Annotated in this window: 15 protein-coding genes; 11 read left to right on the forward strand and 4 right to left on the reverse strand. The window is 65.1% G+C overall.

The features are described from left to right. Nucleotides 1–36: 36 nt before the first annotated feature. Entirely contained in the window at nucleotides 37–1,137 is a 1,101-nt protein-coding gene (gene gcvT / locus CH283_RS15590) for a glycine cleavage system aminomethyltransferase GcvT (RefSeq protein WP_094640403.1), read from the reverse strand. 117 nt (nucleotides 1,138–1,254) lie between these two features. Between gcvT and CH283_RS15595 the strand changes: the two genes are divergently transcribed. Beyond that, nucleotides 1,255–2,778 (forward strand): leucyl aminopeptidase, encoded by a 1,524-nt coding sequence (locus CH283_RS15595; protein WP_094640145.1) that lies wholly within the window; start codon nucleotides 1,255–1,257, stop codon nucleotides 2,776–2,778. A 48-nt stretch (nucleotides 2,779–2,826) separates the two neighbouring features. On the opposite strand, the gene CH283_RS15600 is transcribed toward CH283_RS15595, so the two are convergent. Next, entirely contained in the window at nucleotides 2,827–3,168 is a 342-nt protein-coding gene (locus CH283_RS15600; protein WP_094640404.1) for an oxidoreductase, read from the reverse strand. Between the two features lie 378 nt (nucleotides 3,169–3,546). On the opposite strand from CH283_RS15600, the gene sucB reads away from it, so the two are divergent. From sucB to CH283_RS15625, 5 genes are all read left to right on the forward strand, one after another. Next, nucleotides 3,547–5,334: a 2-oxoglutarate dehydrogenase, E2 component, dihydrolipoamide succinyltransferase gene (sucB, locus tag CH283_RS15605; protein ID WP_094640146.1), complete on the forward strand. Its 1,788-nt coding sequence runs from the start codon at nucleotides 3,547–3,549 to the stop codon at nucleotides 5,332–5,334. A gap of 149 nt (nucleotides 5,335–5,483) precedes the next feature. Continuing rightward, nucleotides 5,484–6,374 carry a TIGR01777 family oxidoreductase gene (locus tag CH283_RS15610; protein ID WP_068052143.1) on the forward strand — a complete coding sequence of 297 codons (891 nt, stop codon included), beginning with the start codon at nucleotides 5,484–5,486 and terminating at the stop codon, nucleotides 6,372–6,374. A gap of 21 nt (nucleotides 6,375–6,395) precedes the next feature. After that, nucleotides 6,396–7,175 carry a lipoyl(octanoyl) transferase LipB gene (gene lipB / locus CH283_RS15615; protein ID WP_094640147.1) on the forward strand — a complete coding sequence of 260 codons (780 nt, stop codon included), beginning with the start codon at nucleotides 6,396–6,398 and terminating at the stop codon, nucleotides 7,173–7,175. A 10-nt stretch (nucleotides 7,176–7,185) separates the two neighbouring features. Then, the gene (gene lipA, locus CH283_RS15620) at nucleotides 7,186–8,199 is read left to right on the forward strand and encodes a lipoyl synthase (protein ID WP_176459221.1); all 1,014 of its coding nucleotides are present in this window, start codon (nucleotides 7,186–7,188) and stop codon (nucleotides 8,197–8,199) included. Nucleotides 8,200–8,260: 61 nt separating this feature from the next. Next, nucleotides 8,261–9,016: a DUF4191 domain-containing protein gene (locus CH283_RS15625; protein ID WP_094640148.1), complete on the forward strand. Its 756-nt coding sequence runs from the start codon at nucleotides 8,261–8,263 to the stop codon at nucleotides 9,014–9,016. 40 nt (nucleotides 9,017–9,056) lie between these two features. Here CH283_RS15625 and CH283_RS15630 read toward each other — a convergent pair whose 3' ends face one another. Next, nucleotides 9,057–9,521, reverse strand: a complete 465-nt coding sequence (locus CH283_RS15630) for an RDD family protein (RefSeq protein WP_068052146.1) — start codon at nucleotides 9,519–9,521, stop codon at nucleotides 9,057–9,059. Between the two features lie 167 nt (nucleotides 9,522–9,688). Between CH283_RS15630 and glnA the strand changes: the two genes are divergently transcribed. The 5 genes from glnA to CH283_RS15655 all read left to right on the forward strand — a co-directional run bounded on the left by glnA (nucleotide 9,689) and on the right by CH283_RS15655 (nucleotide 14,916). Then, nucleotides 9,689–11,125 carry a type I glutamate--ammonia ligase gene (gene glnA / locus CH283_RS15635; protein ID WP_032368128.1) on the forward strand — a complete coding sequence of 479 codons (1,437 nt, stop codon included), beginning with the start codon at nucleotides 9,689–9,691 and terminating at the stop codon, nucleotides 11,123–11,125. A gap of 186 nt (nucleotides 11,126–11,311) precedes the next feature. Further along, the gene (locus CH283_RS15640) at nucleotides 11,312–11,962 is read left to right on the forward strand and encodes an ABC transporter permease (protein ID WP_037192916.1); all 651 of its coding nucleotides are present in this window, start codon (nucleotides 11,312–11,314) and stop codon (nucleotides 11,960–11,962) included. After that, a complete protein-coding gene (locus tag CH283_RS15645; RefSeq protein WP_094640149.1) occupies nucleotides 11,955–13,151 on the forward strand; it encodes an ABC transporter ATP-binding protein in 1,197 nt (398 codons plus the stop codon). The genes CH283_RS15640 and CH283_RS15645 overlap by 8 nt, the downstream gene beginning before the upstream one ends. Beyond that, complete coding sequence (locus CH283_RS15650; protein ID WP_094640150.1) at nucleotides 13,148–13,933, forward strand: ABC transporter permease; 786 nt, start codon at nucleotides 13,148–13,150, stop codon at nucleotides 13,931–13,933. The genes CH283_RS15645 and CH283_RS15650 overlap by 4 nt, the downstream gene beginning before the upstream one ends. Further along, the gene (locus tag CH283_RS15655; protein WP_094640151.1) at nucleotides 13,933–14,916 is read left to right on the forward strand and encodes a glycine betaine ABC transporter substrate-binding protein; all 984 of its coding nucleotides are present in this window, start codon (nucleotides 13,933–13,935) and stop codon (nucleotides 14,914–14,916) included. Before CH283_RS15650 ends, CH283_RS15655 begins: the two co-directional genes overlap by 1 nt. 13 nt (nucleotides 14,917–14,929) lie before the next feature. Here the strand turns inward: CH283_RS15655 and CH283_RS15660 are convergent, their stop codons facing one another. After that, entirely contained in the window at nucleotides 14,930–17,977 is a 3,048-nt protein-coding gene (locus CH283_RS15660) for a bifunctional [glutamine synthetase] adenylyltransferase/[glutamine synthetase]-adenylyl-L-tyrosine phosphorylase (RefSeq protein WP_094640152.1), read from the reverse strand. Nucleotides 17,978–18,102 lie beyond the last annotated feature (125 nt).

Raw genomic sequence — 18,102 nt, forward strand, 5'->3', positions numbered from 1 at the left:
AGATCCTATCGTCACGGCCACCGAGCTCTCGCGCGGTCACCTGGTCTTCACTGCGACGAAGGGCGGCGCGACCACTTCGCAGCGCAACGCTCGCCCACGAACGTCGACTTCGACCTCCGAGCCCACCGCAGGAGCGGCCTCCGCGTCGAGCAGGGCGAGGGCGATTCCGATCTTCAGCGACGGCGAGAACGTGCCGGACGTCGTCGTTCCGATCTGCTGTCCCGATGCCTTGACGGCAAGGCCCGGGCGCAGGACACCGCGATCGAGAGCCCTCAGTCCACGCAGCACACGCGCCGGTCCGCTCTCCTTCTCCGAGGACAAGGCTTCCTTGCCCCAGAACGCATCCTTCTTCCACCCGATAGCCCAGCCGCAGCGCGCCTCGAGAGGCGAGATGTCCAGTGCCAGTTCGTGTCCGTGCAACGGGTAACCCATCTCGGTGCGCAGTGTGTCGCGCGCTCCGAGCCCGCACACCTGTCCCCCACGAGACCGCACTGCTGCCATCAGCGCCCGGAAGAGCGGTTCCACGTCGCCCGCGGGTGGAACCAGTTCGTAGCCGTGCTCGCCGGTGTATCCGGTTCGGCAGACTCGCACCGCAACCGAATTCCAGGTGGCGTCCTCGAACGCCATGTAGTCCATGTCGGTCGGCAGGCCCAGTTCCTGAAGAACCTCGGTCGATTTCGGTCCCTGCACGGCCAGGACTCCGAACTCACGGTGCTGGTTCACCACCGAAATCCCGTCGGGTGCCTGCTCGGCCATCGCCGCGACGACGGCCGCCGTGTTCGCCGCGTTCGGCACCAGAAAGACATCCTCGTCCGAGACGTAGTATGCGATCAGGTCGTCGACGACGCCGCCGGATTCGGTGCAGCACAGCGTGTACTGCGCCTTGCCCGGTTCTATTCGGTTCAGATCGTTGGTGAGAACGGAGTTCACGAACGCAGCGGCTCCGGGTCCGGTCACCGACGCCTTGCCGAGATGCCCGACATCGAACAGACCCACGGCCTCTCGCACTGCCGTGTGTTCGACGACGACCCCGGCGTACGACACCGGCATGGTCCAGCCGCCGAAAGGTGCGAATGTCGCACCCAATTCGGTGTGCACGGCGTGAAGTGGTCCCTCGATCAGCTCGGTGTCGGTCATGGCGGTCACGCTAGCTCACATCGCGGCCGTCGCGGGCCCGGCAGACCGACTGCGTCCCTCGACGAGTCGTCATTAGGATCGAGGTACGTACACGTCAACCCCTACAGGAGCAGCCACGTGCCTTCACCCTCGACGCCTTCCCGCACTCTCGGACCCGACCTGGTCCTCGCGGGCAAGCTCGGTAAGAAAGTCGACGTTCTCGTCGTCGCGCTGAGTACCAGCGACGACGGCCTCGAGCTCGCCATCACCGACGACATCTCCGACGACGCCGTCGCTGCTGCGCTGCTCGATTCCTTCGAGTCCGTCGGTGCCACCGGCAAGGCCGATGAACTGGTGCGCATTCCGGCACCGGCCGGCCTGTCCGTGGACAGCGTGTTGGCCGTCGGCCTCGGTAGCGCAGCCGACATCGACAGCGAGCGCATCCGGCAGTCCGCCGGAACCGCGGCTCGTGCACTGAAGGCCGTCGATACGGTGGCGACCACGTTGTCGGCACTCGATCTCGGTGCGACCGCGGAGGGGTTCTTCCTCGGCGCGTATCAGTTCACCGCGTTCAAGTCCTCGCTCTCGGCCCCGAAGGCGGACGGTCTTCCCCTCGCCCGCGTCGAGTTGCTCGTGCCCGACACGCGCTCGAAGGAAGCGAAGAACGAGCTGGCACGCTCGATCGCCATTGCCGAATCCGTTGCTGTAGCACGTGATTTCGTCAATACTCCGCCGAGTCACCTCTACCCTGAGGAGTTCGCGGCGCAGGCGAAGGCGCTGGGTACGGCTGCAGGCCTGAAGGTCGAGATCCTCGACGACAAGACACTGGAGAAGGACGGCTACGGCGGCATCTACGGCGTCGGCAAGGGTTCTTCACGCCTGCCCCGACTGGTTCGCCTGACTCACTCGGGCGGCAAGCGGGGCGCGAAGAAGGTCGCCCTGGTGGGCAAAGGCATCACGTTCGACACCGGCGGCATCTCCATCAAACCCGCTGCGGGCATGGAGAACATGACCTCGGACATGGGCGGTGCGGCTGCGGTCATCGCGACGGTGATCCTGGCCGCCAAGGTCGATCTGCCGCTCGACGTCGTCGCGACGGTGCCGATGGCCGAGAACATGCCGTCGGGCACAGCGCAGCGTCCGGGCGACGTACTGACCCAGTACGGCGGCATCACCGTGGAGGTCATCAACACCGACGCCGAAGGCCGCTTGGTGTTGGCCGACGCGATCGTGCGTGCCTGCGAGGACGATCCGGATTACCTCATCGACACCGCGACACTGACCGGGGCCCAGGTGGTCGCGCTCGGCAATCGGACGCCAGGAGTCATGGGCACCGAGGACTTCCGCGACCGCGTCGCCGAAATCTCTCAGGCCATCGGCGAGAACGCGTGGCCGATGCCGTTGCCGAAAGAGATCCGACGTGAACTCGATTCCAAGGTGGCCGATCTGGCGAACGTCACCAACGGCCGCGCCGGTGGAATGCTGGCCGCTGCGCTGTTCTTGAAGGAGTTCGTCCCCGAGGGCGTCGAATGGGCTCACATCGACGTCGCGGGACCGGCGTACAACACCGGCGGGCCCTTCGGGTACACCGGCAAGGGCGGCACCGGCGTTCCGGTACGGACGATGTTCGCGGTCCTCGAGGACATCGTCGAGAACGGCTGATGGCACAGTCCGTGCGTGCGGATCGAAATCTGCACGCACGGATTTCGGTCAGAGATCGCGCTGCTGCTGTTCGCGCTTCTTGATGATCTTCTGGCGAGCGTCGTGATCGCGCATGCGCTGGGGGTAGCCGGTCTTGCGCACGTCGTAGACCGGCATCTTCAGGTCGCGTCCGATCTTTCGTGCATATTTTTCATCCAGCGGCCGACGGGTCCACTCGCCGTCGTTCGCGATGAGCACCACCGTCAGCGGGGTCACCGTCGTCTTCGGCTCGACGTAGGCCTCGACACCGATTCGAGCGGCCGTCCAATCGGCCAGGTACTGGGCAACCGACCCCTCGGGGCCACGTTTCGCGGACCCGCCGCTTCGTTTGAGTCGATCGAACAATCCCACGAGAACATCCTTTTCGTACGGCCGATGAATCACCGGTTCGGGTGCCGGAATGTTGTTACCCGCCAGTTTGCCAGGCGTGTTTCCGCGCCCTAGGGGAACGGCGAGGCGATAACAATGGAAGGATGACATTAGAGGGTTCAGCTCTCTTGATAGTGAACCAAGGCTCGTGAAGTGAGTAAGTGAATTGCCGAGAGGGAGTGTCTACGTGGGCGCTGTGTCGAGCCGAACACGCTCGATCGGTGTTCTGTGCACCGGCGCCTCCGTCGAACCGAATCACGCAACTCTCGTCCATGAACCCTGTTCCGCCAGCACAATGGTCTGCGACCACGAGTCGTCGAACCACATCACCCGCACACAACTGTCGAGGAGTCAACAGACATGGCCTTCTCCGTCCAGATGCCAGCTCTTGGTGAGAGCGTCACCGAGGGAACTGTCACGAGGTGGCTCAAACAAGAAGGCGACACCGTCGAAGTCGACGAGCCATTGCTCGAAGTCTCCACGGACAAGGTCGATACCGAGATCCCGTCGCCTGCAGCCGGTGTTCTGACCAAGATCGTCGCTCAGGAAGACGACACCGTCGAGATCGGTGGCGAGCTCGCCCAGATCGGTGACGCAGGCGAGGCTCCCTCGTCCGACGCGCCGGCCGAGGAAGCTGCGCCCGCTGAGGAGTCGGCACCCGAGGAAGCTGCCGAGGAGCCCACTCCCGCAGCCGAGCCCGAGCCACAGGCCGAGGAGGAGGCACCCGCAGCGAGTGCATCGTCCGACTCGTCCGGATCAGGCACCCCGGTGACGATGCCCGAGTTGGGCGAGTCCGTCACCGAGGGCACCGTGACCCGTTGGCTCAAGGCCGTCGGCGACGAGGTTGCTGTCGACGAACCACTGCTCGAGGTCTCCACCGACAAGGTCGACACCGAGATCCCGTCTCCGGTCGCCGGAACTCTGCTCGAGATCTCCGCCGAGGAAGACGACACGGTCGCCGTCGGTGGCCAGCTCGCCGTCATCGGATCGGGATCGCCGGCCGAGAAGGCCCCCGAGCCCGAGGCCACCCCGGAGCCCGAAGCCCCCAAGGCCGAAGAGCCGAAGAAGGAAGAGCCCAAGAAGGAGGCTCCCAAGCAGGAAGCCCCGAAGGCCGAACCGAAGCCCGAACCCAAGGCCGAGCCCAAGCAGGAGGCTCCGAAGGCTGCTCCCGCCAAGGAGTCGGCACCGTCGGGTGATTCCAGCCCGTACGTCACGCCGTTGGTTCGGAAGCTGGCGTCGGACAACGATGTCGACCTCTCGACGGTCAAGGGCACCGGTGTCGGTGGACGCATCCGCAAGCAGGATGTGCTCGCTGCTGCCGAGGCCAAGAAGGCTCCGGCTGCTCCGGCCGCCGAGGCTGCGCCCGCCGCGGCCGCCAAGCCCGCTGCGCCGGCCACGGCCGGTGTTCGTCCCGAGCTCGCGCATCTTCGTGGCACCACGCAGAAGATCAACCGGATCCGGCAGATCACCGCGAAGAAGACGCGTGAGTCGCTGCAGACCTCTGCACAGCTCACCCAGACCTTCGAGGTGGACGTCACCAAGATCGCCGGTCTGCGGACGAAGGCGAAGGCGAAGTTCGCCGAGAACGAGGGCGTCAACCTGACGTACCTGCCGTTCTTCGCGAAGGCCGTCGTCGAAGCTCTGAAGGCGCACCCCAACGTCAACGCGAGCATCAACGAGGAAGCCAAGGAGATCACGTACCACGCCGATGTCCACCTCGGTATCGCCGTGGACACCGAGCAGGGTCTGCTCTCCCCCGTCATCCACAATGCGGGCGACCTGTCGCTCGCCGGGCTGGCTCGGGCGATCAACGACATCGCCACCCGTGCACGCTCGGGTGGGCTCAAGCCCGACGAGCTGTCCGGTGGCACGTTCACGATCACCAACATCGGCAGCCAGGGTGCATTGTTCGACACCCCGATCCTGGTTCCGCCGCAGGCCGCCATGCTGGGCACGGGCGCAATCGTCAAGCGTCCGGTCGTCGTCAAGGACGACTCGGGCAACGAGTCGATCGGTGTTCGCTCGATGTGCTACCTGCCGCTCACCTACGACCACCGCCTGGTGGACGGAGCCGATGCGGGACGCTTCCTCACGACGATCAAGCAGCGTCTCGAAGTGGCGTCGTTCGAGGCCGATCTCGGCCTGTAGGCAACCGGCGAATCGCGACTCTCACGTATTCTGGTGAGAGCGCGAAACATTCGCATCGGAGTCTCGAAAAGAGGGGCACGAACCGTGCATCCGGGGCATCATTCGTTCGCGAATGATGCCCCGTTTGCGTCAAGGAGGCTTTCGTTCACATGCGCGTAGTCATTGCAGGTTCATCAGGTTTGATCGGCACGGCCCTGGTCGCAGCGCTGCGGGGCCGTAGCCACGACGTCACCCGCCTGGTTCGGAGATCACCGGCCGGACCCGACGAGTCGCAGTGGGATCCATCGCGCGGAAGCGTCGATGCGGCCGCGCTCGACGGAGCCGACGCGATCGTCAACCTCTGTGGTGTCGGAATCGGTGACAAGAGATGGTCCGGTGCGTACAAGCAGTTGGTGCGGGACAGCCGCATCGCTCCCACCGAAGTACTCGCCGGGGCTGCCGCCGACGCGGGTGTGCCCACTCTGATCAACGCGAGTGGCGTCAACTTCTACGGCGACACGGGCGATCGGGTGGTCGACGAGACGGCTCCGGTCGGTGAGGGGTTCCTTGCCGAGGTCTGTCGTGATTGGGAGAACGCCACGTCTGCGGCGTCGGACGCGGGTGTTCGCACGATCATGCTGCGCAGCGGTGTCGTGCTGTCGCAGCGTGGCGGCATGTTGGGCAAGCTTCGGCCGCTGTATCTGTTCGCCCTCGGCGGGCGGCTCGGCAGTGGCCGCCAGTACTTCCCGTGGATTTCTCTCGAGGACGAGATCGGCGCCATCGTCCACGGCATCGAGAACGACTCCCTGCGTGGCCCGGTCAACATGGTCGGTCCCACTCCGGTGACCAACGCGCAGTTCAACAGTGCGATGTCGCGCGCGGTGCACCGTCCGGCCCCCTGGGTCGTCCCCGGCTTCGCACTGAAGGCGGTGATCGGAGAATTCGCCGAGGAGGCCATTCTCACCGGGCCACGGGCAATTCCGAAGGCTCTGGAGGACGCGGGCTACACCTTCGAGCACAACACCGTGGGAGAGGCACTGCGGGTGGCCGTCGGCTCCTGACGCGGCGTACCGTTCCGATTCATGAGTGATGCGAACTCTTCGTCGGCCGCAGTGTCGGCGCGCGCGAGCTCCGAACCGATGGTGGTGCGCGAGTTGGGCACCGTCGAGTACACCGAGGCCTGGGCACTGCAGCGCGAGCTGGCCGGTGCCCGGGCGGACGGTGTCGGATCCGACACGCTGCTGCTGCTCGAACATCCATCCGTCTACACGGCAGGTCGGCGCACTGCCGAGGAAGACATGCCGCGGGACGGCACTCCCGTCGTCGAGGTCGATCGTGGCGGCAAGATCACCTGGCACGGTCCGGGCCAACTGGTGGGTTATCCCATCGTGAAGCTCGAGCAGCCGATCGACGTCGTCAAGTACGTGCGCCGGATCGAGGAAGCTCTGATCTCCGTCGTGTCCGGGTACGGCATCGCCTGCGGACGCGTCGACGGCCGATCGGGAGTGTGGTTGGCGGCCGAGATGCGCGACGGCGCGTGGCTTCCCGAACGCAAGATCGCTGCCATCGGAGTACGCGTTCAGCGTGGGGTGACGCTGCACGGTTTCTCACTGAACTGCAACGCCGCCATGACGGGCTTCGATGCGATCGTCCCGTGTGGCATCGCCGATGCTGGTGTGACGTCGCTGTCGCTGGAGCTGGGCCGAGACGTCACCGTCGGCGAGGTCACCGCTGCTGTCACCGAGGCCGTTCGGGCCGCGCTGGACGGGTCGATGCGCGTGGAGGATCACGAGATCGAACATCCGGCCGTCACGAGTGCGTCGATCAACCCGCAGTTCACCACGGTTCGCTTCGGCGCGTAGCATCGATTCTGTGACTGTGGCCCCAGAAGGACGCAAGCTGCTCCGCCTCGAGATCCGAAACGCGGAGACCCCCATCGAACGCAAACCCAACTGGATCAAGACCAAAGCGAAGATGGGCCCGGAATACACCGAGCTCAAGGGTCTTGTGAAGCGTGAAGGTCTGCACACGGTGTGCGAGGAAGCCGGCTGCCCCAATATCTACGAATGCTGGGAAGATCGCGAAGCGACCTTCCTCATCGGCGGTGAGCAATGCACCCGCCGTTGCGATTTCTGTCAGATCGACACCGGCAAGCCGGAAGACCTCGATCGAGACGAGCCGCGCCGGGTGGCCGAGAGCGTGCAGGCCATGGGTCTGCGCTACTCCACGATCACCGGCGTTGCTCGGGACGATCTCGAGGACGGTGGCGCGTGGCTGTACGCCGAGACGGTGCGGTACATCAAGAAGCTGAACCCCAACACCGGCGTCGAGCTGTTGATCCCGGATTTCAACGCCAAGCCGGATCAGCTGGCCGAGGTGTTCTCCTCCCGTCCCGAGGTGTTGGCGCACAACGTCGAGACGGTGCCGCGCATCTTCAAGCGCATCCGCCCCGCCTTCCGGTACCAGCGGTCGATGGACGTCATCACCGCGGCCCGCGACGACGGTCTGGTCACCAAGTCGAATCTGATCCTCGGCATGGGTGAGACCCCGGAAGAGGTGCAGGAAGCCATTCGTGACCTGCACGAGGCCGGTTGCGACATCCTGACCATCACCCAGTACCTGCGCCCGTCGCCGCGCCACCACCCGGTCGAGCGTTGGGTCAAGCCGGAAGAGTTCGTCGAGCACTCCGATTACGCCACCGAGATCGGGTTCGCCGGTGTGCTGGCCGGTCCGTTGGTCCGCTCCTCGTACCGCGCCGGACGCCTCTACGCACAGGCCATGGCGCATCACGGCCGTGAATTGCCCGAGAGCATGAGCCACCTGACCGATGGTGGCGAGGCCTCTCAGGAGGCCAGCTCGTTGATGGCTCGTCTGGCCGCGCGCTGATCGTCGTTCCCAATCCGGAGCGGTGCGAGTGAGCGTCGGCACAGGACGTATCCTGTGAGGTATGGCGAACGGCAGTAAGGCTGGCAAAGCAGCAAAGCCCAGCAAGGAAGCAAAAGCGGCTGCCAAGGCGGCGCGCAAGCAGGCATCGAGGGAACGGCGCAAGCAGCTCTGGCAGGCGTTTCAGATGCAGCGCAAGGACGACAAGGTTCTCCTGCCGCTGATGATCGGGTCGGTGGTCGGGCTGGGGCTCCTCGGATTCCTCATCGGCCTGGCCTTCGGTTTCCAGTGGTTCCTGCTCCCCATCGGACTGCTCCTGGGAGTCCTGGTTGCGTTCATCATCTTCGGTCGCCGCGTGCAGAAGTCGGTGTACAAGAAGGCCGACGGCCAGGCCGGAGCGGCCGCGTGGGCCCTGGACAATCTGCAGGGGTCGTGGCGGGTGACCAACGCGATCGCCGGAACCACCCACCTCGACGCCGTGCATCGTGTGATCGGCAAGCCCGGTGTCATCCTCGTGGCCGAGGGTGCTCCGCACCGCGTGAAGTCGTTGTTGGCTCAGGAGAAGAAGAAGACCGCCCGCTTGGTGGGCGACACTCCGATCTACGACATCATCGTCGGCAACGAGGAGAACCAGATTCCGCTGTCGGGTCTGCAGAAGTACCTGTCGAAGTTGCCGAAGAACATCGACGGCAAGCGCATGGACACCATCGAGTCGCGGCTGTCCGCACTCGGCACCAAGGGTGGCCCGGCGATGCCGAAGGGACCCATTCCCGGCGGAGCCAAGATGAAGGGCGTTCAGCGGACCATGAAGCGCCGCTAGCACTCACGACCACTCGAAACAGCCCTGGTGCGACGACCCCTCAGCGGGTCCGCAGCAGGGCTGTTCCCGTTGCGCGGTCGTGCATTCCTCGGCCGTCCATGTCGGTCACGACGGCCGGGACGACGAACAGCAGAATCAACTGGCGCACCAGGGCTCGGACGAAGCCGACCCGCGCGTTGGCATCGATGCGTGCCACCTGAACACCGACGACGAACTGCCCCGGGGTGAACGAGAACAGTGAGACGCTCACCAGTCCCACTCCGAACCACACGGCCAGCACGATCGTCGAGATCAGGCCACTGGTGGTGTATCCGCCGAGAATCAGCGACGCCACGCCGGTGGCCATCGTCCAATCCAGCACCAGCGCGAGGACTCTGCGTCCGGTACCTGCCAGCGATCCGACGCCCTGCTGCGGCAGACCCAACTCCTCCCCACGGAAGTTCTGGGGTTCACGTGGGTTCGCCGAGGCCGGTCCGGACAACCAGGACCCTGTCATTCGTGCCATGATTCCAAGGATAGGCGCGGTCGGGCACACGGGAAAACACCTGGACGTACTGTTGTCCGTGCCAGTCGTGAGCCAGGACGTGTAACACGGGCGAAACACGAGCTTGACGGGCGGGCAACACCAAGTCCATACCGTCAGGTCGACGGACTCAACAAAGGAGCAAAAGCGTGGCGTTTTCCACGGCCCAAGAGGTCATCAAGTTCATCGCAGATGAAGGAATCGAATACGTCGACATCCGGTTCACGGATTTGCCGGGTGCACAGCAGCACTTCTCGATCGCCGCCAAGGCGTTCACGGCAGACACACTGGAAGACGGCCTCGCGTTCGACGGCTCGTCCGTCCGCGGCTTCCAGTCCATTCACGAGTCCGACATGATTCTGCTTCCGGACTACGCCACCGCTCAGGTCGATCCCTTCCGCAATGCGAAGACGCTGAACATCGACTTCTTCGTTCACGACCCGTTCACGCGTGAGGCCTACAGCCGCGACCCGCGCAACGTCGCACGCAAGGCCGAGGAGTACTTGGCGAGCACCGGCATCGCCGACACCGCTTACTTCGGTGCCGAGGCCGAGTTCTACATCTTCGACTCCGTGCGCTTCGATTCGCAGGCGAACGGCGCGTTCTACGAGGTCGACTCGTCCTCGGGTTGGTGGAACACCGGAGCCGAGACCGAGGCCGACGGCAGCCCGAACCTCGGTTACAAGGTGCGTTTCAAGGGTGGCTACTTCCCCGTCGCTCCGTACGACCACTACGTCGACCTGCGCGACCAGATCTCGACCAACCTGCAGAACGCTGGCTTCGAGCTCGAGCGTGCGCACCACGAGGTCGGCACCGGCGGCCAGCAGGAGATCAACTACAAGTTCAACACGCTGCTTCGCGCAGCGGACGACCTGCAGCTGTTCAAGTACATCGTCAAGAACACCGCATGGCAGAACGGCAAGTCGGCGACGTTCATGCCGAAGCCGCTGTTCGGCGACAACGGCTCGGGCATGCACGTGCACCAGTCCCTGTGGAAGGACGGCAAGCCTCTCTTCCACGACGAGGCCGGATACGCCGGACTGTCGGATCTCGCTCGCCACTACATCGGCGGCATCCTGCACCACGCGCCGTCGCTGCTGGCGTTCACCAACCCGACGATCAACTCGTACCACCGTCTGGTGCCGGGCTACGAGGCCCCCATCAACCTGGTCTACAGCCAGCGCAACCGCTCCGCTGCTGTGCGTATCCCGATCACCGGCAACAACCCGAAGGCCAAGCGCCTCGAGTTCCGTGCGCCGGACTCCTCGGGTAACCCGTACCTGAACTTCGCCGCTCAGATGATGGCGGGTCTGGACGGAATCAAGAACAAGATCGAGCCGATGGCTCCGGTCGACAAGGATCTCTACGAGTTGCCGCCCGAGGAAGCCAAGAACATTCCTCAGGCACCTACCTCGCTGAATGCCGTGATCGACCGGCTCGAGGCCGATCACGACTACCTCACCGAGGGTGGCGTCTTCACCACCGACCTGATCGAGACCTGGATCTCGCTCAAGCGCGAGCAGGAAATCGCTCCGGTGAACCTGCGTCCGCACCCGTACGAGTTCTCGCTGTACTACGACGTGTGATCGTCTGATTTCACGCTGACAACGCCCGGCCGAATCCTTTCGGCCGGGCGTTGTTGCGTTCCCGGGCAGTAACCGATCGGCAACGCTTACGGCAATCGACGAAGAATTCAGACCGGTCGGCGTTTGATTGTCGGTACGCGGGGTAAAGGTATTTATCCGCTACGGGCGAACAGAGGACGCAACTGCATGGATGCACTGTGGGAATTCATCGTCGGACGGCGAAGGCAGTTGGCGATCGACTCCTATTTGCACGTCTCGGCCGTCGTTCAGTGCGTCGTCATCGCCACCGTCATCGGTGTCGCGATCGGTGTTCTGGTCTACCGCAGCCCCGCTGGGTCGGCGATCGCGACGGCTCTCGCGAGCACGATCCTGACGATCCCCTCGTTCGCGCTGCTGGGAGTTCTCATCCCCATCATGGGATTGGGCGTTCGGCCGACGGTGACCGCGTTGGTTCTGTATTCGCTGCTGCCGATCATTCGCAACACCGTGGTGGGTCTCGCTGCAGTCGATCCGGCTGTCGCCGACGCCGCCCGCGGTATCGGAATGAGTCGCACGCTGGTGCTGCGACGCATCGAAATCCCTCTCGCCTGGCCGTCGATTCTGACCGGGATGCGGATCAGCACACAGATGGCCATGGGCATCCTGGCCATCGCTGCGTACGCGAAAGGCCCTGGCCTGGGCAACCTGTTGTTCTCCGGGCTCGCTCGCGTAGGAAGCCCCACAGCCCTACCGCAGGCCCTCACCGGCACTGTCCTGATCGTCCTGCTGGCGTTGATCCTGGACGGGATCTACGTGTTGATCGGCAAACTGACCACCTCGAGGGGTATCCGTGAGTGACTCGACCCGTACATCCAACGTCTCCGGCGCGGAAATCGTGCTCGAGAACGTGACCAAGAGCTACCCGGGGCAGAAGCTCGCCGCGGTGGACAACGTGTCCATGACGATTCCTGCCGGCGAGGTCGTCGTTCTGGTCGGGCCCTCGGGCTGCGGCAAGACGACGACGATGCGCATGATCAATCGGCTCATCGAACCGACGTCGGGCCGCATCACGATCGGTGGAAAGGATGCGCTCTCGATCGACCCCAACGAGTTGCGTCGCACCATCGGCTATTCCATCCAGCAGGCGGGTCTGTTCCCGCACATGACGATCGCGCAGAACGTCGGCATGGTGCCCGGGCTCATCGGATGGAACAAGAAACGCATCGACGATCGCACCGACGAGATGCTCGATCTCGTCGGGCTCGACCCTGCCGTGTACCGCCAGCGCTATCCGCGTCAGCTCTCCGGTGGCCAGCAGCAGCGTGTCGGCGTCGCCCGCGCTCTCGCCGCCGATCCCCCGGTGCTGTTGATGGACGAGCCCTTCGGCGCGGTCGATCCGATCACGCGAGGACTGTTGCAGGACGAGTTGATGCGGCTGCAGGCGGAACTGGGCAAGACCATCGTGTTCGTGACCCACGATTTCGACGAGGCCGTCAAGCTCGGTGATCGAATAGCGGTGCTCGGAAACCAATCGACGATTCTCCAGTACGACACTCCCGAGGCCGTTCTGGCCAACCCCGCCGACGACACCGTCGCCGGATTCGTCGGGGCCGGAGCCGCGTTGAAGCAGCTGACTCTGATGCGCGTACGCGACATCGAACTGTCCGACGTTCCCGTCTTCGGCGAGGACGACTCGGTGGAGACTATGAACATCGCTCTCGGCTCCGATCCGGAGGCGTGGGGAATCATCCTCGACGCGCGCAAGCGGCCGCTTCGCTGGACCGATCGCCGCCACCTCGTGGGGGTCGGCAGCCTGCGCGATGTGGGTGTGCCGATGGGCGAGATGGTCTCGACGCAGTCCACCCTGCAGGACGCACTGGAAGCTCTTCTCTCCGAGGGCAATGCGACGGCCACCGTGACCGGCAACCGCGGCGAGTACGTCGGCACCGTGACGATCGACGTGTTGATCGACACCATCAAATCCCTGCGGTCTCAGCACGCCAACGATCACGACGAGGCGCGCAGCGACGTCGGGACGCCGTCGTGACCGCACTCGCCGACGCCGGCGAAACCACGAAGGACACCGCGCGCGCCGCCAAGCGGGCCGAGCGACTCCGGCTACTCATCCAGCCCGTGGTCATCCTCGTCATAGTGGCGGTGCTCTTGGTCTACACGTTCAGCCGGGACCTGACCGCCACCCAGTCGGGCACCCTCAACGCCGGCAGCATCACCACCGCCGTCCGCGAGCACGTGGCGATCACGTTCGTCGTGACGGCACTCGTTCTCGCCATCGCGGTGCCGCTCGGAATTCTGCTGACGCGGCCCGGGTATCGGAAGCTGGCTCCGTTGTTCATCGGTATCGCCAACATCGGTCAGGCAGCGCCGGCCGTCGGACTGCTCGTTCTGTTGTTCCTGGCCACCGGATGGACCGGATTCACTGCGGGCGTTCTGCCCATCGCGTTCTACTCTTTGCTCCCGGTTCTGCGGAACACCATGCTGGGCTTCCAGACGGTGGACCCGAACTACATCGATGCCGCACGCGGGCAGGGCATGTCGAACATGGGCATCCTGCGGCGCATCGAGTTTCCCCTCGCGGTTCCGTTCATTCTCGCGGGTCTGCGGACCTCGCTGGTGTTGGCTGTGGGCACCGCGACCCTGAGTTTCCTCGTCGGAGCGGGCGGTTTGGGCGTGTTGATCGATACCGGCTACAAGCTCAACCAGCCGATCATTCTGGTGGTGGGAGCAGTTCTTGCTGTTGCTCTCGCACTGCTGGTCGACTGGCTGGGCGCACTCGCCGAGGCATTCCTCGGACCGAAAGGACTCCGCTGATGCGGCGCACCACTCGACGACTTGCGGCCCTGTGCGCCGCGGCAACCCTGGCGCTCTCGGGATGCGGATTGCAATCCGGCGGTGCCATGCCGTTGTCGGTCGAGCCGGGAAGCATCACCCCGCTCCCCGGCCTCGAAGGTGCCCAGTTCACCGTGGGATCCAAGGACTTCACCGAGCAGATCATCCTCGGCTACATCCTCGAATTCGCGTTGAGCGCGGCCGGAGCCGACGTACGGGATCTGACCAACATCGCCGGATCGCAAAGTGTGCGGCTGGCCATGCAGAGCGGTCAGGTGGACGTCGCCTACGAGTACACCGGTACCGGATGGATCAACTTCCTGGGCAACGAAACCCCCATTCCCGACGCCACCGAGCAATTCGAGGCCGTGCGCGACGCCGACAAGGCCAATGGCATCGATTGGGTCAATCCGGCCCCGATGGACAACACGTACGCGCTGGCGATGAATCAGCAGGTTGCACAGGAGACCGGGGTTCGCACCCTCTCCGACTACGCGGCGCTGGTGAACAGCGACCCCGCCGCGGCAGCACTGTGTGTGGAGACCGAGTTCAACAGTCGTCAGGACGGGTTGCCAGGCCTCGCCGCCACCTACGGGTTCGACGCCAGCACGTTGCCGGTGCAGATTCTGCAAACCGGCGTCATCTATCAGGCCACGGCCGAGGGCGCTCAGTGCCGATTCGGTGAGGTGTTCACCACCGACGGACGTATCAAGGGCCTGAATCTGGCGGTCGTCGAAGACGACAAGTCGTTCTTCCCGCGCTACAACGCAACCGTCATCATCCGCCAGGAGGTCGCCGATCAGTACCCCGAGATCGCCGAGGTGACCGCACCGATCTCGGCCGCGTTGACCAACGAGGCCATTTCCGAGCTGAACAAGCAGGTCGACATCGACGGACGCGAGCCTGCGGACGTCGCACGGGACTGGATGGTTCAGCAGGGGTTCGTCACCGTCGGAAGTGATTAGAGGCAGACGGGGACTAGTTCCCGCCGAAGGTCCTCTCCACCACTGCCTTTGCTCGACGCGTCACTCGTAGGTAGTTGTCGAGGAACGCTCCGGCGTCGCCGTTCTCCCAGCCCGCTACCTGCGCGACCGCCGACAGGACAGCTCCCGGTCGCGGCAGCTGATCGGTGGGCTTACCGCGGACCAGAACCAGCGCGTTGCGGGCCTTGGTTGCGAGAATCCACGCCTCCCTGAGCAATTCGACGTCGGTTTCGCTCATGAGCTCGGCTGCGCCGATGGCGTCGAGCGACTGCAGAGTCGAGGTGTTGTGCAGCGTCAGGACCTTGTGCGCGTACCTGAGCTGGATCAGCTGGACGGTCCACTCGATGTCTGCCAGTCCCCCACGTCCGAGCTTGGTGTGGGTGGAGGGGTCGGCCCCCTTGGGTAGACGCTCGGAGTCGATGCGCGCCTTGATGCGTCGGATTTCGCGGACCGCGTCGGCGGACACGCCGCCCTCGGGGTAGCGCACCTTGTCGGCCATCAGCAGGAATCGGATTCCGAGATCCTGGTCGCCGGCCACCTGGTGTGCGCGCAGCAGAGCCTGCACTTCCCAGGCCTGAGCCCACTGCGAGTAGTACGCGGCGTACGACGACAGGGTGCGCACCACCGGTCCGCTTCGCCCTTCCGGTCGCAGACCGGTGTCGACCTCGAGGGGCGGGTCGGTGCTGGGCGCGCCGAGCAGTTTGCGGATGCGATCGGCAATGGTGTTGGCCCACTTGACCGCAACGGTCTCGTCGGCACCGTCGACCGGATCGCAGACGAACAGGACGTCGGCGTCGCTGCCGTAGCCGAGTTCGCCGCCGCCGAGGCGCCCCATGCCGATGACGGCCAGAGTTGCCGGTGCCGGTTCCCCGCGCTCGATCTCGCTGGCGCGTACGGCTGCTGCGAGGGCGGCATTGATGACGGCGGCCCAGACCGAGGACAGCGCCCGGCACACCTGAGGCACGTCGAGCATGCCGAGGATGTCCGCCGAGGCCACGCGGGCCAGTTCGTGACGCCGCAGCGCCCGAGCTGCGTTGATCGCCCGCACCGGATCCTCGTACCGAGCCGAGGACGACAGGATGGCGCGGTACGTCTCTTCCGGCTCGACATCGAGCAGGCGCGGACCTGTAGGTCCGTCGGCGAACAGACGGATGACCTCGGGAGCTTTGATCAACAGATCCGGCACGTAGGCCGAGGAGCCGAGCACGATCATCAGGCGCTGTGCCACGGCACCCTCGTCGCGCAGCACGCGCAGGAACCACGTCTGCTCCCCCGCCGATTCGGACAGCCTGCGGTAGTTGAGCAGTCCGGCATCGGGGTCGGGGGTATCGGCGAGCCATTCGAGCAGCGTCGGAAGCAACACCGCCTGAATCTGACCGCGGCGGGTGCCCGAGGCGACGAGCGCACGCAGGTGGCCCAACGCATTCTGCGGGGTTGCGTAGCCGAGCGCAGCGAGCTGACGCGTTGCGGCGTCGGGCGTCAGACGCACCGTCTCGGAGTCGAACTTGACCACCGAGTCGAGCAACGGCCGGTAGAAGAGCTTGGCGTGCAACCGGCGGATGCGCTGCGCATTGCGCTTGATCTCGGCGTTCAGCACGCCGAGGGCGTCGCGGTTGCCGTCGGGTCGCATGTGCGCCGAACGGGCCAGCCACCGCAGGGCTTCCTCGTCGTCCTGAGGAGGCAGGGTGTGTGTGCGACGCATTCGCTGCATCTGCAGGCGGTGCTCGATCAGCCGGAGAAACTCGTAGGAGGCCGTCAGGTTCGCGGCATCGTCGCGGCCGACGTAGCCGCCCTCGGTGAGCGCGGTCAGTGCGTCGGTCGTGCCGAGAACGCGCAGCGACTCGTCGGTTCGACCGTGCACCAATTGCAAGAGCTGGACGGCGAATTCGACGTCCCGCAGGCTGCCGCGCCCGAGTTTGATCTCGCGCTCGCGGAGCTCGGGCGGCACCATCTCCTCGACGCGACGCCGCATGGCGCGCACTTCGGGCACGAAGTCCTCGCGCTGGCTGGCCAACCACACCATCGGGTTGACCGCGTCGACGTAATCGTTGCCGAGCGCGATGTCGCCGGTCATCGGACGGGCTTTGAGCAGCGCCTGGAACTCCCAGGTCTTGGCCCAACGCTTGTAGTAGGCAACATGCGAATCCAGGGTGCGGACCAGCTCGCCGCGCTTGCCCTCGGGACGCAGCGCCGCGTCCACCTCGAAGAACGCCGAGGATCCGATGCGCATCATCTCACCGGCGATGCGGCTCGCCTGCGAGTCGGCGGGCTCGGCGACGAACACGACATCGACGTCGGAGACGTAATTGAGTTCGCGCGCACCGCATTTGCCCATCGCGACGACGGCCAGACGCGTCGGACACGGAGCGTCCGGGCACACGGTGGCAACCGCCACCGCCAGTGCGGCGGTGAGCGCAGCGTCGGCCATGTCGGAAAGCTGTGACCCGACCACTGTGTACGGCAGGACGGGTTCGTTCTCGACGGTCGCGGCGAGGTCGTATGCCGCCAGCACCATGATCTGGTCGCGGTACTTCTTGCGCAGCGCGATCACCGCGGGCGGTCCTGTGACGGTCGCGCGGTACAGGTCCGGTGCGGCGTTGGGGCCGGTCTCGGGTTCGGCCCCGACGGCCTCGAGCAGTTCCGCGACCAGGGTGGCTTTGGTGGGGAGCTCGATCTTCGCCGAGACTCCGCTGCTCTGACCTTCCTTGGTCAGCAGCAGACGCCAGGTGCTGTCGTCGGCAACCAGGTGATCGGCGAGCGCACTGGAAGCGCCGACGAGGCCGAGGATGCGCCCGCGGAAGCCCTTGTCGGTGCGCAGTGCCGAGTCGAACTCGGCCCACCCGGCACCCAGCAGTTCGTACATCCGCACCAGCGTCCGCAGTGCGAGGTCCGCGTTGGGCGCACGGGAGAGCGACCACAGCAGCTCGAGGCTTTCCTCCCCCGTCCAGCCGAGGGTGCGCAGGTCGGACGGCGCAGTTTCTTCGACGAGGCCGAGACGGCCCGGTCCGGGAACGACGGATCTGGAGGTCGGAGGACGCACCATCTACAATCCACCTCGGGGTGCCACAGAATTACCTCGTCGTCAGTACACAGCGGCGCGAGGGTGCTCGCGTCGGCATCGGAACTACCATTGAAGGATCGAGTAGAACGTAGCCCATGACGACGCCG

Source organism: Rhodococcus sp. 05-2254-2, from assembly GCF_002259095.1.
Classification (GTDB): domain Bacteria; phylum Actinomycetota; class Actinomycetes; order Mycobacteriales; family Mycobacteriaceae; genus Rhodococcoides.

What these genes read in the sequence shown, in the direction of transcription:
- gcvT (WP_094640403.1), bottom strand. Translation starts at nt 1,137, where the DNA reads ATGACCGACACCGAGCTGATCGAGGGACCACTTCACGCCGTGCACACC.
- sucB (WP_094640146.1), top strand. Translation starts at nt 3,547, where the DNA reads ATGGCCTTCTCCGTCCAGATGCCAGCTCTTGGTGAGAGCGTCACCGAG.
- CH283_RS15610 (WP_068052143.1), top strand. Translation starts at nt 5,484, where the DNA reads ATGCGCGTAGTCATTGCAGGTTCATCAGGTTTGATCGGCACGGCCCTG.
- lipB (WP_094640147.1), top strand. Translation starts at nt 6,396, where the DNA reads ATGAGTGATGCGAACTCTTCGTCGGCCGCAGTGTCGGCGCGCGCGAGC.
- CH283_RS15625 (WP_094640148.1), top strand. Translation starts at nt 8,261, where the DNA reads ATGGCGAACGGCAGTAAGGCTGGCAAAGCAGCAAAGCCCAGCAAGGAA.
- CH283_RS15630 (WP_068052146.1), bottom strand. Translation starts at nt 9,521, where the DNA reads ATGGCACGAATGACAGGGTCCTGGTTGTCCGGACCGGCCTCGGCGAAC.
- CH283_RS15640 (WP_037192916.1), top strand. Translation starts at nt 11,312, where the DNA reads ATGGATGCACTGTGGGAATTCATCGTCGGACGGCGAAGGCAGTTGGCG.
- CH283_RS15655 (WP_094640151.1), top strand. Translation starts at nt 13,933, where the DNA reads ATGCGGCGCACCACTCGACGACTTGCGGCCCTGTGCGCCGCGGCAACC.
- CH283_RS15660 (WP_094640152.1), bottom strand. Translation starts at nt 17,977, where the DNA reads ATGGTGCGTCCTCCGACCTCCAGATCCGTCGTTCCCGGACCGGGCCGT.